This is a genomic window from Pseudomonas sp. FW300-N2A2 (assembly GCF_017351735.1).
In the GTDB taxonomy this organism is placed as follows: Bacteria; Pseudomonadota; Gammaproteobacteria; order Pseudomonadales; family Pseudomonadaceae; genus Aquipseudomonas; species Aquipseudomonas migulae.
This window is the reverse complement of record NZ_JACNDU010000002.1, coordinates 317,779-332,170: the sequence shown is the minus strand read 5'-3', so window position 1 is coordinate 332,170 and position 14,392 is coordinate 317,779. Positions and strand designations below refer to the sequence as shown.

The following is a 14,392-nucleotide window of genomic DNA, read 5'->3' as shown; positions in this document are numbered from 1 at the left end:
CATGCAAGCCGTACAGCGTGAGATTGCTGAGCAGCTCAAGGTTCAACCGCCATTCGCCGACGAGGCCGCCCTCGAGGCTGAAATCGCGCGGCGCATCAGTTTCATCCAGGATTGCCTGGTCAATTCCGGGCTCAAGACCCTGGTGCTCGGGATCAGCGGCGGCGTCGATTCCCTGACCGCCGGCCTGCTGGCGCAGCGCGCCATGTGTGAACTGCGCACCCGCACCGGTGATGACAACTACAAGTTCATCGCCGTGCGCCTGCCGTACGAAACCCAGTTCGATGAACACGACGCCCAGGCGTCGGTGGATTTCATCAAGCCGGACGAGCGCCACACCGTGAACATCGGCCCGGCGGTCAAATCCCTGGCCAATGAAGTGGCAGCGTTCGAAGGCAAGCACGCGGTCTCGGTGGATTTCGTCCTCGGCAACACCAAGGCGCGGATGCGTATGGTCGCCCAGTACACCATCGCCGGCGCGGCCCATGGCCTGGTGATCGGCACCGATCATGCGGCGGAAGCGGTGATGGGTTTCTTCACCAAATTCGGTGACGGCGCCTGCGACCTGGCCCCGCTGAGCGGTCTGGTGAAAAATCAGGTCCGGGCGATTGCCCGCAGTTTCGGCGCGCCGGAATCGCTGGTGGAAAAAGTCCCGACGGCGGACCTTGAAGACCTGTCGCCGGGTAAACCGGACGAAGCGTCCCATGGCGTGACGTATGCCGAGATCGACGCGTTCCTGCATGGGCAGCCGGTGCGCGAGGAAGCGTTCAAGATCATTTGCGATACGTACAGGAAGACCCATCACAAGCGGGTGATGCCGTTTGCACCATAAATAAGGCGGCGTCTGGACCGACGTCATCGCTAGCAGGCTAGCTCCCACAAGGACAGCGCAGTACCTGTGGGAGCTAGCCTGCTAGCGATGAACGATGACTCGGTCAAACGCCGGGCACAAAAAAAGCGTCCCAAGTGGACGCTTTTTTTATGCGCGCGATTCGCTTATTTCAGCGTAACCGTGCCTTTCATCATCGAAATGTGGCCCGGGAACGAGCAGAAGAAGCCGTATTTCTCGGCAGCATCAAGCTTGGACACATCGAAGGTCACCGAGTCGGTTTCCTTGGAGCCGATGATTTTGGTGTGAGCGATAATGCGCGCGTCACCTTCTTTCAGGTAGTTCTTGTCGATGCCGGCAGACAGGCCATCGGTAGCGATCGGCTGCATGTCCGCTTCTTTGCTCAGCACCCAGTTGTGGCCCATGACGTTTTTCGGCAGGTTGCCGGAGTGGGTCAGTTCAACGGTGAAGGTCTTGCAGCTTTTGTCGATTTCGATGGCCTTGGTGTTGAAGGCCATTTGGTCGGTGGAATCGATGGTCGTCTTGCACTCGGCAGCCATCAATTGACTGCTGGCCAGTGTCAGCAGGGATACCGCAACAAGTTTGGCAAACATGGTGAATCTCCAAGGCAGGGTTAACAAAAGTGCGAATGGACAGAAGACTGCCTGAAAACTTCGCAAGTTCCTATGACCTGAATCAAAAATTGTATACAACTTTCGGGCTATGACACCTATCGAAACAATCTACCAGCCAGACGTCTAGGGCGGCCCTATCATCAGGTCGTCATCACTTATACGGAGCGTCTGTCATGTCCATCAATAGCCTGTTGTGCAGTTTGCTCGCCGCTTACGCCTGTGGCGCCAGTGGCACCTGTGAAACGTCCCGGCGTGAAGTTTAGACCTTGGAGCATAGCGCCTCTGCCTTTACTCTGTGGCCATCCTGACCATGGAGTAAGGCATGTCTTTAGCGTCCGTTTGTGTATTTTGCGGTGCCAGCACCGGCACCAACCCGGCTTATCGTGAAGCGGCTGTCGCCCTCGGGCGAGCGTTGGCCGAGCGCAAGCTGACCCTGGTCTATGGCGGCGGTGCCGTCGGGCTGATGGGGATCGTCGCCGACGCCGCACTGGCGGCCGGCGGTGAAGTGATCGGGATCATCCCGCAAAGCCTCAAAGACAAGGAAATCGGTCACAGCGGCCTCACGCGCCTGGAAGTGGTCGACGGCATGCATGCGCGCAAGGCGCGGATGGCCGAGCTCAGCGACGCCTTTATCGCGCTGCCCGGTGGCCTGGGCACTCTGGAAGAACTGTTCGAAGTCTGGACCTGGGGTCAGCTCGGCTACCACGGCAAACCGCTGGGACTGCTGGAAGTGAACGGTTTCTACAGCAAGTTGACCGGTTTTCTTGATCATATCGTCGGCGAAGGCTTCGTTCGCGAAGCACACCGTGACATGCTGCAAGTGAGCGAATCGCCGCACACCCTGCTCGATGCACTGGACGCCTGGCAGCCCTCGGTACTGCCAAAATGGGCCGAGCAAAAACCCAGCTAACGGCTAGGCACCGATACAGGGCAGAATATGCGCCGCTCAACCTCACCTTCGACCCCAGAGGATCGCCCATGGCTAAACCTAATTATTCCTTCGCCAAACGTCAGAGAGACTTGGCCAAGGAGCAGAAGAAAGAGGAAAAGCTTCAGCGCAAGAAAGCTTCAGCTGAAGAAGACGCCGCCGCACTGAACCCGGAAGCAGACGGTGAAGTGACCGCAGAAAGTGATGTTGAAGCACCGAAAGATCAGGCGCCCGACGCCTGAGACCCTCAGGGCCCGATGATCTGATCAGGCCCACCGGATCTGTGTCCCGTGTAGGAGCGAGCTTGCTCGCGAAGATATCGAAGACAGCGCGTTTTTCCAGACAGGACGCGTCATCGTTGACGTCCATCGCGAGCAAGCTCGCTCCTACAGGGTGGATCTTCGTTACTCCAGTGGCATCACGGTGACCCGGACTTCCGGATCGTGATTTCCGCCCCCCAGAATCACCCCACGCAACGGCGATACATCGGAGAAATCCCGGCCCCAGGCCAGGGTGATGTGTTCGAGCGCCGGTTGCACATTGTTGGTCGGATCGAAATCCACCCAACCCAACACCGGGCAAAACACTGAAACCCAGGCGTGTGATGCATCGGCACCGATCAGCCGTGGCTGGCCCGGTGGCGGCTGAGTCAGCAGGTAGCCGCTGATGTAACGCGCCGCCAACCCACGGGAACGCACGCAAGCGAGCATCAGGTGAGCGAAGTCCTGGCACACCCCGCGACGGCGCTCCAGCACTTCCACCAGAGGCGTTGCCACCTGAGTGGCCTCGGCGTCGAAGGTGAATTCACTGAAGATTTTTTCCATCAACGCCTGGACGCCGAGCAACAGCGGCCGGCCCGCCGGAAAACAACTTTCCGAGAACTCGACGAAGTAGCGCTTCAAATGCACATAGGGCGATTCGAACCGGTAACGACACGCTTCGAGCACGTCGGACGAAAGCGGCTGGCTGCTGTAGGTCAGTGCGTTGCGGGTTTCTTCCCAGGCCGGCGATTGATTGAAGTCCAGCGTTGGCCGGGCCAGCACTTCGACGGTAAGACTGGCGTTGACCAGTAACTCATCGTGAGGTCGCTCGAACGCCAGCCGGGTCAGCGGGTTGCCGAACACATCCAGTTCGTCGCGGCGCGCCGTCGGGTCGGGGCTGATCTGCAATTGTTGCGCAGTGCAACGCTGCCAGGCGCACGAGCGCGGCCACAGATGCGCCAACTGCTGGGCGAGGGACACCGGGCTGTCGTAGTGATAATGGGTGTCATGGAAAATCTGGTAATGAGCGCTCATCAGACGGACACCGTGCGTTGGCTGACATCATCGACGTGGGCGAAATGGCGCAATGCCAAACGATCCGACACCTGCCCGCTCGCATCGGCGATCTCTTGCAGCAGGTCGGCCAGGCCATTGATGGCGGCGCGTACGCTGGCTTCACCGAACAGCGAATTCTCCAGACACCCAAGATCAAAGCGCGCCAGACGCTCCACCAGAAACGGCAGACCAGCTTCGCGCGGCACACCAAAATCATCGTTCAAACGTTTAAGCGTGCGGGTCACCAGCTTCAACTGGAACAGCACCGCGTGGGGGTTTTGTTCGTCGAGCAGCAACAGGTCCAGCACCGGAATCAATTGCGCCACCGCCAGATACCGCGAGCGGTAGGTGATGCTGCTGTTACCCAGCTCCAGCAGCCACTCCAGCCCGGCCTGATCAAAGGCGCCGCTACCGCGCAGAAACGCCGCGAGGCTGCCACTGAGAAATTGCAGGCGTTCGATCCGTCGACCGATCATCAGGAAGCGCCAGCCTTCATCCCGGGTCATGTCGTCCAGCGCAAAACCCGACAGCGCCGCCAGCGACATCACCAGACGGTTGAGGAAATCCAGCAACTCGCCGAAATCCGGTTCTTCGGTTTCCAGTTCAACGGCCTCACGCTGCAACTCCACCAGCGCCTGCCAGTTTTCCCGCGAGAGCTTGCCGCGCACTTGCGACGCCGCCCACTGCAAGCGCTGCAGGTTGGAACGCAGGCTGAACGGCCAGTCGTCACCAAGCAACGCCGCCAACAACCGTTCAGGCAGCTCGCCTTCTTCGGGCAGCAACATCAACCGCTCACCCAGATCGACCGCGGCCTCCAGCGCTTGCGGATCATCGCCATCGACGTAGCGCGCCAGCATGATCCGCAGCAACCGCGCACTGTCATCGCAGCGCTCGCAGTAACGGCCGAACCAGAACAGGTTTTCCACCACCCGCGACGGCAAATACGGATCGCGTCGCACCAGATCGTGCACGCCAATGTTGCGCTGGGCTTTCCATTGTTCGCCGCTGGGTGGCCGATCCCCCAGCACCCAAGTGTCCTTGCTCGCGCCGCCGCGTTGCATCGACACCACTTCAGCGTCAGCCTCGGCGGCCACCCGGGTCAAACCGCCAGGCAGAACCCTATACCCGTCGCGACTCGCCACTGCGTACACGCGCATGCCGATGGCCCGAGGTTGCAACTGACCGCCCTCGGCCTGCCAGATCGGCGCCTGGGACAATTGCGCAAGTTCTTGCGCCACATAGGCATAAGGTCGTGCCTGCATGCGCTCGGAAAGCGCCAGACGCTGTTTTTCACTCAAATCGCGGCCAAACACCGGCGCGAAGCTCTGTGAGGGGAACGCTGGTTTGATCAGCAATTCCGGCAGTTTTTCCAGCGCCTGGGCCAGCACCGGCGCTTCGCCGCACCACCACGTGGCGATAGAGGGCAGGATCAACTCTTCGCCGAACAGGAATTGATTGATCTTCGGCAGGAAGCCCAGCAACCCCGGCGATTCCAGCACGCCGCTGCCGAGCGCGTTGGCCACCAGCACCCGTCCTTGTCGCACGGCTTCGAGCAGGCCCGGCACACCGAGCGCCGAGTCCGTGCGCAGTTCCAGCGGATCGCAGAAGTCGTCGTCGAGCCGACGCATGATCGCGTGGACCCGACGCAGGCCGCTCAAGGTTTTCAGGTAAACCGTGGCATCGCGCACCGTGAGGTCGCCGCCCTCCACCAACGGATAACCGAGTTGCCGCGCCAGGTACAGATGCTCGAAATAGCTTTCGTTAAAACGCCCCGGCGTCAGCAGCACCACCAATGGCACTTCATCGTCGCTTGGCGCCTGACGGGCCAGGGTTTCCTGAAGCGTGCGGAAGAACCCGGCCAGATGCTGCACCTTCAAATCACGGTACAACTCGGGGAAGGCCCGGGACACGATCGTGCGGTTTTCCAGCGCGTAACCGGCGCCGGACGGTGCCTGGGTCCGATCCGCCGTCACCCACCAGCGACCGTCGGGCGTGCGCGCCAGATCCACGGCATACAGATGCAGAAAGGCCCCGTCGGGCGGCGTGATGCCCTGACAGGGCCAGAGGAAGTTGTTGTGACCGAATACCAGCTCAGCCGGCAACAAGCCTTCAGCGATCAACCGTTGCGGGCCGTACAAGTCCGCCAGCACAGCATTCAACAGTCGAGCCCGCTGGGCGATCCCGGCCGACAAGTGCTCCCATTCGTCCGCAGCGATCACGTGCGGCAGCAAGTCCAGCTCCCACGGCCGGTCCGCGCCCTTGGGATCGGCATAGACGTTGTAGGTCACGCCGTTTTCCTGGATCTGCCGGGTCAGCAGTGCCTGACGCTGCACCAGCTGCGCGGGCGTGCTGCGTTGCAACTGGTCGAACAACCGACGCCAGTGCGGGCGTACGGCGCCACTGTCGTCGAGCAGTTCGTGATAAGTGCCCGCCGTCAGCGGGTAGCGGTCAAGCAGGTCAGGCATGGAAAGCTCGGCAGACAGCAAGGAACGGTCAGACTAACGCACGCTCATGACGCCCGGATATACGAAAAATCCGAGCGTCGCGTACGGTTTAGAAACGTCGCAAATCGAGAGTCATCGGCAGCTCGTCGTTTATTTCCAGAATTGGTATAGGAAGTTTCCCCGGGCTGTGTCCGATGCGGAAGAAACGCGCCATCCTCCGACTCTCGGCTTCATTGGCGTTCACCGGCAAGCTGTCATAGTTGCGCCCGCCCGGATGGGCGACGTGGTACTGACACCCCCCCAGCGAACGCTGCATCCAAGTGTCGAGCAGGTCGAACACCAGCGGCGCATGGACCGGGATCGTCGGTTGCAGACAGTTGGCCGGTTGCCAGGCACGAAAGCGCACGCCTGCGACGAATTCGCCAACCCGGCCGGTCGGCTGCAAAGGCACCGGAACGCCGTTGCAGGTCAGCAAATAGCGCTGCGGTGCCAGGCCGGTGAGCTTCACCTGCAAGCGCTCCAGGGACGAATCCACGTAGCGCACCGTGCCGCCGACCGCGCCCTCCTCGCCCAGTACATGCCAAGGCTCCAGCGCCTGACGCACTTCCAGTTCGATGCCGCTGACGGCGTAATCGCCGACCTTGGGAAAGCGAAACTCCAGATGCGCGGCAAACCACTCGGCCCGCACCGGATAACCCGCGGCATTGAGGTCGACGATCACATCAGCGAAATCCTGCTCGATAAAGTGTGGCAACAGGAACCGGTCGTGCAATTCCGTGCCCCAGCGCGCCAGTTTCGGCGGCGCGTAAGGCTCGCGCCAGAACCGCGCGACCAGCGCGCGCAGCAACAACTGTTGCGCGAGGCTCATGCGCGCATGGGGCGGCATTTCAAAAGCACGCAACTCCAGCAAGCCAAGGCGCCCCGTTGCGCCATCGGGCGAATAAAGCTTGTCGATGCAGAATTCGGCGCGATGAGTGTTACCCGTCACGTCTATCAACAGGTTGCGCAGCAGCCGGTCGACCAGCCACGGTGCGCATTCTTCGCCGGGTGAAGGCATCTGGGCGAAGGCGATTTCCAGCTCGTACAACGCATCATTGCGCGCTTCATCGACGCGCGGCGCCTGAGACGTCGGGCCGATGAACAATCCGGAAAACAGGTAGGACAACGACGGGTGGTTATGCCAGTAACTGATCAGGCTGCGCAGCAAATCGGGACGGCGCAAGAACGGTGAGTCAGCCGGTGTCGCACCGCCCAGTACGAAATGGTTACCGCCGCCGGTGCCGGTGTGTCGGCCGTCGATCATGAATTTTTCAGTGGTCAGCCGCGTCTGGCGCGCTTCTTCGTAGAGAAACTCGGTGCGCTCGACCAGTTCATCCCAGGTGGCGGACGGCTGCACGTTGACCTCGATCACGCCTGGGTCCGGGGTAATGCGGAAGTTGCTCAGACGCGGATCGCTTGGCGGTTCATAGCCTTCCAGCAGCACCGGACAATGCAGCTCCTCAGCCGTGGCCTCGATTGCAGTGACCAGCTCCAGATAATCCTCGACCCGCTCCAGCGGCGGCATGAACAAGTACAACCGCCCCTCCCGCGCCTCGGCGCAGAACGCGGTGCGCGTCAGCCAATCGGCGGATTCGTCGATTTCCAGATCACGCTCGACCGCTTCGGCCGCGGCGACGGGGCGGCTCAACTGCTGAGTATCCGGGAGCGTCGGGAATTCCTGATTGGGATCGTTGGGGTAGATGAACGGATACTCGGCGGCTTTCACCCACGGCTGCGAGCCCAGCGGCAAGCGATAACCCAGTGGCGAATCGCCCGGCACCAACCGGCAGTGCTCGTCGCGCAGGTACCAGCGACCGCTTTGCCACTGATCGCCCTTGGCGGTGCGCGCCAATGGCAGCACCTGGCCGATCACTTTATCCAACCCCTGACTGAAGACTTTGCGTAGTCGCGCACGCTCCAAGGGTTCTTCCAGACGCGAATCTTCGGCGCTGACGTTCTGCGGCAAAGTGCCTTCGCGCCAGAGGTAATAGAAATTGTCTTCGTAGGCCGGGAACACAAAGCGTGTCGGAATTTTCAGGCGTTCGGCGACACTCGCCAGAAAACGCCCGGCCAGTTCGCCATCGGCACCGTAGTCTTCTTGCTCATCGGCAATCAGCGCGCTGTTGTGCCAGATCGGCACGCCATCGCGGCGCCAGTAGCAGTTCAGTGACCAGCGCGGCAGTTGCTCGCCGGGGTACCACTTGCCTTGACCGAAATGCACCAGTCCTTTGGGTGCGTAATGTTTGCGCATGCGCTGGAACAGCTCGGCGGACAAACGCCGCTTGTCTGGCCCCAGCGCGGCGGTGTTCCACTCGGCGCCGTCCGGATCGTCGATGGAGACGAAGGTCGGCTCGCCGCCCATGGTCAGGCGTACGTCGCCGTCCAGCAGGTCGGCATCAATCTGCCGGCCCAACGCCTGGATCGCCAGCCATTGATCTTCGGTGTAGGGCTTGGTGACGCGCGGCGCCTCCCAAATCCGCTCAACGGACATTTCGTGGGTGAATTCGCACTCGCACGGTTCCACCAGGCCACTGATCGGTGCCGCAGAGCCCGGATCGGGACTACACGCCAACGGTATGTGTCCTTCACCGGCAAACAGGCCTGAGGTCGCGTCCAGGCCGATCCAGCCGGCTCCGGGTAAATAGACCTCGCACCAGGCGTGCAAATCGGTGAAATCCACGTCGGTGCCCGACGGGCCGTCGAGGCTTTTGACGTCGGCGGTCAGTTGAATCAGATAGCCGGAGACAAAACGCGCCGCCAGGCCCAGGTTGCGCAGCAGCTGCACCAGCAGCCACGCCGAGTCGCGACAGGAACCGGAGGCATGTTCGAGGGTGTGTTCGGGCGTCTGCACGCCTGGCTCCATGCGGATCAGGTAGCCGATGTCCTCGCTCAGGCGCTGATTGAGCGCGACGAGGAAATCCACGCTGGGCAGCGGCGTGCGGTCGATACCGTCCAGATAGGCCTTGAATTTCGGCGTCAGCGGCAGGGTTTCCAGGTACGGTGCCAGCTCCTTGCGCTCGTCCGCGGCGTAGGCAAACGGGATTTTTTCCGCGTAGGGTTCGAGGAAGAAGTCGAACGGATTGAACACCGCCATTTCCGCCAGCAGATCGACCTCGATCCGCAGTTCCTCGGTTTTCTCCGGGAACACCAGACGCGCCAGGTAATTACCTTGGGGGTCCTGCTGCCAGTTAATGAAGTGCTGCTCGGGCGAGACTTTCAGCGCATACGACAGTATCCGCGTACGGCTGTGGGCGGCCGGGCGCAGGCGAACAATCTGCGGACCGAGCTCGACAGCGCGGTCGTAGCGGTAATGCGTGACGTGGTGCAATGCGACATGAATCGACACGGCGTGCCTCCTGCGAGCCTTAAGCGTTATCGAAAGCGCGCAAGACTTATGCCATCCAGTGGCGCTGGCGCTTTCTCCGGTTGCTTGAGGCAGTACAGCACCAAAATCGGGCGATGCAGGAAATTGGTTTGTGGGCGTTGCACGCAAATGTGGCGACCAGTGGGCTGTCAGCTGGAATTGGCTGCGGCTGTAGTGGCCTCATCGCGAGCAGGCTCGCTCCCACAATGATCTCTGTCGTTCACAAATTCTGCATCCAAAGCAGAACCTGTGGGAGCGAGCCTGCTCGCGATGAGGCCAGTAGCTACAACCCATTATCTGACTCTGAAAACGCCCGCGTGGTTGCCGCACACAAAAACGCCAACCCGAAGGTTGGCGTTCTGTTCAGCTCAAGTGAGGCTTAGCGCGGCACAACCGGCTTGCGCGCAGGCTTCGGCCCTTTGCCTTTGGCTGCATCCTTGCGTTCCTTGGCCGCCTGCTGGTTGCGGGCGAATGCCGCTGCCTTGGCCTGTTCACGCTTGTCCCACGGGTTACCGCCATCGCTGGCACGCGGTGGCAGACCGGTGTGCTGGGTCAGGATCTTGGTGGTCTTCTCACCTGCGACCTTGTGACTGCCGGCCGGCGTCGAGTTCTTGCGACGGGCGCTCTGGTAGCTGTCGCTCGCTGGCTGATGCAGCGGGATCAACTGGTTCTTGCCCGGCCCGATCAGGTCGGCGCGGCCCATGCGGGTCAGCGCTTCACGCAGCATCGGCCAGCCTTTCGGGTCGTGGTAACGCAAGAACGCCTTGTGCAGACGACGCTGCTCTTCGCTCTTGACGATGGTCACGGCGTCGCTCTTGTAAGTGACCTTGCGCAGCGGGTTCTTGCCCGAGTGGTACATCGCGGTGGCGGTGGCCATCGGCGACGGGTAGAACGCCTGCACCTGGTCGGCACGGAAGCCGTTGCCCTTGAGCCACAGGGCCAGGTTCATCATGTCTTCGTCGGTCGTGCCCGGGTGAGCGGCAATGAAGTACGGAATCAGGTACTGCTCTTTCCCGGCTTCCTTGGAGTACTTCTCGAACATGCGCTTGAACTTGTCATAGCTGCCGATGCCCGGTTTCATCATCTGATTGAGCGGACCTTCCTCGGTGTGTTCCGGGGCGATCTTCAGGTAACCACCGACGTGGTGGGTCACCAGCTCCTTGACGTATTCCGGCGACTCGACCGCAAGGTCATAGCGCAGACCGGAAGCGATCAAAATCTTCTTCACACCCGGCAACGCACGGGCGCTGCGATACAGCTGGATCAGCGACGAGTGGTCGGTGTTCAGGTTCGGGCAGATGCCTGGGAACACGCACGATGGCTTGCGGCACGCGGATTCGATTTCCGGGCTCTTGCACGCGATGCGGTACATGTTCGCGGTCGGGCCGCCGAGGTCGGAAATGACGCCGGTGAAACCTGGCACCTTGTCGCGGATCTCTTCGATTTCGCGAATGATCGACTCTTCGGAACGGTTCTGGATGATCCGGCCTTCGTGCTCGGTGATCGAGCAGAAGGTGCAGCCGCCGAAGCAGCCACGCATGATGTTCACCGAGAAGCGGATCATGTCGTAGGCCGGGATTTTTTCCTTGCCGTACGCTGGGTGAGGAATACGGGCGTAAGGCATGCCGAACACGTAGTCCATTTCTTCGGTGGTCATCGGAATCGGCGGCGGGTTGAACCAGACGTCGACTTCGCCGTGCTTCTGCACCAGCGCGCGGGCGTTGCCCGGGTTGGTTTCCAGGTGAAGCACGCGGTTGGCGTGAGCGTAAAGCACCGCATCGCCACGGACCTTCTCGACCGACGGCAGACGGATCACCGTCTTGTCGCGGGTCATTTTCGGGCTGGCCAGAATCTGTACGACTTTGGCTTCGCTCGGGTCTTCAACCGGCCCCTTTTCCTGCTCGATGGCGCAGGCCTGGGTGTCCTGGGTGTTCACGTACGGGTTGATGATCTTGTCGATCTTGCCCGGACGGTCGATACGCGTGGAGTCGACTTCGTACCAGTCCTTCGGCGTATCGCGACGGATGAACGCAGTGCCGCGCACATCGGTGATGTCTTCGATCTTGTGGCCGTAGGACAGGCGCTGGGCGACTTCGACAATCGCACGCTCGGCGTTGCCGTAGAGCAGGATATCGGCGCAGGCGTCGATCAGGATCGAGTTGCGCACCCGGTCCTGCCAGTAGTCGTAGTGGGCGATGCGGCGCAGGGACGCTTCGATGCCACCGAGTACGATCGGCACGTTCTTGTAGGCTTCCTTGCAGCGCTGGCTGTAAACCAGGCTCGCGCGATCCGGACGTTTGCCCGCCAGGCCACCGGGGGTGTAGGCGTCGTCGGAGCGGATCTTCTTGTCGGCGGTATAGCGGTTGATCATCGAGTCCATGTTGCCGGCCGCGACACCGAAGAACAGGTTCGGCTCGCCGAGCTTCATGAAGTCGTCTTTGGACTGCCAGTTCGGCTGGGCAATGATCCCGACGCGGAAGCCCTGGGACTCCAGCAGCCGGCCGATGATCGCCATGCCGAACGACGGATGGTCAACGTAGGCATCACCGGTGACGATGATGATGTCGCATGAATCCCAGCCAAGCTGATCCATCTCCTCCCTGCTCATTGGCAGGAATGGCGCTGGACCGAAGCATTCGGCCCAGTACTTGGGATAGTCAAATAACGGCTTGGCTGTTTGCATGACGATGACCGGTGTTGAGATGAAAAATCGCGGGCGCGGAATGTAGCACAAAAAATGACCAATTCCGACGGTTATGGTCGGAAATTGGTGGCGACCTCATTCGCGGGCAAGCCTCGCTCCTACAGAGGAATGTGATCCCCTGTAGGAGCGAGGCTTGCCCGCGAATGAGGCCCTGACAGGCGCTACATAATTTACTCGTCGTCGAAGTTGTAACTACCCGGCGCCAGGTTTTCGAAGCGGGTGTACTTACCGATGAACGCCAGTCGCGACGTGCCGATCGGGCCGTTCCGCTGCTTGCCGATAATGATTTCGGCGATGCCTTTGTGTTCGGTTTCCGGGTGATAAACCTCATCCCGGTAAACGAACATGATGACGTCGGCATCCTGCTCGATCGCTCCGGATTCCCGGAGGTCGGAGTTGATCGGCCGTTTGTTCGGTCGTTGCTCCAGGGAGCGGTTGAGCTGGGACAGCGCCACCACCGGGCAATTGAATTCCTTGGCCAGGGCCTTCAAGGAACGCGAGATCTCGGAAATCTCGTTGGTCCGGTTGTCACCACCGGAGCCCGGAATCTGCATCAATTGCAGGTAGTCGATCATGATCAGGGCGACATCGCCGTGCTCACGCACCAGACGCCGGGTCCGCGCGCGCATTTCCGACGGGCTGATGCCCGCCGTATCGTCGATGAACAGCTTGCGGTCGTTGAGCAGGTTGACCGCCGATGTCAGGCGCGGCCAATCGTCGTCGTCCAGGCGACCGGCACGGACCTTGGTCTGGTCGATACGGCCGAGGGACGACAACATACGCATGATCAGCGATTCGCCTGGCATCTCGAGCGAGTAAACCAGTACGCACTTGTCGCTGCGCAACACGGCGTTTTCCACCAGGTTCATCGCAAAGGTGGTTTTACCCATCGACGGACGGCCAGCGACGATGATCAAGTCGGCCGGCTGCAGGCCGCTGGTCTTCTCGTCGAGGTCGGTGTAACCGGTGGACAAGCCAGTGATGGCGTTATCGGTGTTGAACAAGGTGTCGATGCGGTCGATGGCCTTGGTCAACAGGTCATTGACGCTCACCGGGCCGCCGGTTTTAGGCCGGGCCTCGGCGATCTGGAAGATCTGCCGCTCGGCTTCGTCGAGAATCTCTTCAGCCGTGCGACCTTCCGGGTTGAAGGCACTGTCGGCAATCTCGGTGGCGATGCCGATCAACTGCCGCAACGTCGCTCGCGCGCGAACGATCTGCGCATACGCCTTGATGTTGGCGACGGACGGCGTGTTTTTCGCCAGTTCACCGAGGTAACCGAGGCCACCGACCTGCGAGGTCTGACCTTCCTTGTCCAATTGCTCGGCAAGGGTCACGACGTCGATCGGGGAGTTCTGGTCGGCGAGTTTGGCGATCGCGCGGAAAATCAGGCGGTGGTCATGTCGATAGAAATCGCCGTCGGAGACTTGATCAAGCACGCGCTCCCAGGCGTTGTTGTCCAGCATCAGACCACCGAGCACGGCCTGTTCGGCCTCGATGGAATGCGGCGGCACCTTCAGGGAAGCGGTTTGCAGATCGTATTGCTCGGGAGCGGAGATATCGTTCATGGCCACTTGAATAGTTGTGAAAATCAGGAACTGCAGAAAGACAAAGGGCACGACCTGTAAACAGGATCGTGCCCGATGTTACCGGCAAGCACCCGAGGGTGCCAGCCGACAAGTGCTGCTTAAGCTGCTACCACGACAACGCGTACGGTGGCTTCAACTTCGGCGTGCAGGTGCACGGCTACGTCGAATTCGCCTACGTTGCGGATGGTGCCGTTCGGCAGACGAACTTCGCTTTTTGCAACTTCAACGCCAGAGGCGGTCAGTGCATCAGCGATGTCGTGAGTACCGATCGAACCGAACAGCTTGCCTTCGTCACCAGCGGTGGCAGTGATAGTCACTTCCAGCTCAGCCAGTTGGGCGGCACGGCTTTCAGCCGAAGTTTTACGGTCTGCTGCGGCTTTTTCCAGCTCAGCACGACGCTCTTCGAACGCAGCCAGGTTGGCTGGGGTCGCGGCGGTAGCTTTGCCGTAAGGCAGCAGGTAGTTACGACCGTAACCAGCCTTAACGTTTACTTTGTCACCCAGGTTGCCCAGGTTGGTGACTTTTTCCAGAAGGATCAGTTGCATGTGAA

The 14,392-nt window shown here is 60.8% G+C and carries 10 protein-coding genes; 3 read left to right on the top strand and 7 right to left on the bottom strand.

The features are described from left to right. Position 1 precedes the first annotated feature (1 nt). Positions 2 to 829 (top strand): ammonia-dependent NAD(+) synthetase, encoded by an 828-nt coding sequence (gene nadE, locus J4E42_RS05005; protein ID WP_008043144.1) that lies wholly within the window; start codon positions 2 to 4, stop codon positions 827 to 829. 164 nt (positions 830 to 993) lie between these two features. Here nadE and azu read toward each other — a convergent pair whose 3' ends face one another. Beyond that, complete coding sequence (gene azu / locus J4E42_RS05000) at positions 994 to 1,440, bottom strand: azurin (RefSeq protein ID WP_008035372.1); 447 nt, start codon at positions 1,438 to 1,440, stop codon at positions 994 to 996. Positions 1,441 to 1,783: 343 nt separating this feature from the next. On the opposite strand from azu, the gene J4E42_RS04995 reads away from it, so the two are divergent. Together J4E42_RS04995 and J4E42_RS04990 are read left to right on the top strand one after the other, a co-directional pair. Then, positions 1,784 to 2,371, top strand: a complete 588-nt coding sequence (locus J4E42_RS04995; protein ID WP_008035363.1) for a TIGR00730 family Rossman fold protein — start codon at positions 1,784 to 1,786, stop codon at positions 2,369 to 2,371. A 68-nt stretch (positions 2,372 to 2,439) separates the two neighbouring features. Next, positions 2,440 to 2,631: a hypothetical protein gene (locus J4E42_RS04990; protein WP_008035362.1), complete on the top strand. Its 192-nt coding sequence runs from the start codon at positions 2,440 to 2,442 to the stop codon at positions 2,629 to 2,631. A 162-nt stretch (positions 2,632 to 2,793) separates the two neighbouring features. On the opposite strand, the gene J4E42_RS04985 is transcribed toward J4E42_RS04990, so the two are convergent. From J4E42_RS04985 to rplI, 6 genes are all read right to left on the bottom strand, one after another. Next, positions 2,794 to 3,684 carry a transglutaminase family protein gene (locus tag J4E42_RS04985; RefSeq protein ID WP_207284732.1) on the bottom strand — a complete coding sequence of 297 codons (891 nt, stop codon included), beginning with the start codon at positions 3,682 to 3,684 and terminating at the stop codon, positions 2,794 to 2,796. Continuing rightward, the gene (locus J4E42_RS04980; protein WP_207284731.1) at positions 3,684 to 6,170 is read right to left on the bottom strand and encodes a circularly permuted type 2 ATP-grasp protein; all 2,487 of its coding nucleotides are present in this window, start codon (positions 6,168 to 6,170) and stop codon (positions 3,684 to 3,686) included. The genes J4E42_RS04985 and J4E42_RS04980 overlap by 1 nt, the downstream gene beginning before the upstream one ends. 88 nt (positions 6,171 to 6,258) lie before the next feature. Continuing rightward, positions 6,259 to 9,534, bottom strand: a complete 3,276-nt coding sequence (locus J4E42_RS04975; protein WP_207284730.1) for a DUF2126 domain-containing protein — start codon at positions 9,532 to 9,534, stop codon at positions 6,259 to 6,261. Positions 9,535 to 9,931: 397 nt separating this feature from the next. After that, a complete protein-coding gene (locus J4E42_RS04970; RefSeq protein WP_192226931.1) occupies positions 9,932 to 12,235 on the bottom strand; it encodes a YgiQ family radical SAM protein in 2,304 nt (767 codons plus the stop codon). Positions 12,236 to 12,426: 191 nt separating this feature from the next. After that, complete coding sequence (dnaB, locus tag J4E42_RS04965) at positions 12,427 to 13,821, bottom strand: replicative DNA helicase (protein ID WP_008035349.1); 1,395 nt, start codon at positions 13,819 to 13,821, stop codon at positions 12,427 to 12,429. 119 nt (positions 13,822 to 13,940) lie between these two features. Further along, entirely contained in the window at positions 13,941 to 14,387 is a 447-nt protein-coding gene (gene rplI, locus J4E42_RS04960; RefSeq protein ID WP_008035347.1) for a 50S ribosomal protein L9, read from the bottom strand. Between the last annotated feature and the right edge of the window lie 5 nt (positions 14,388 to 14,392).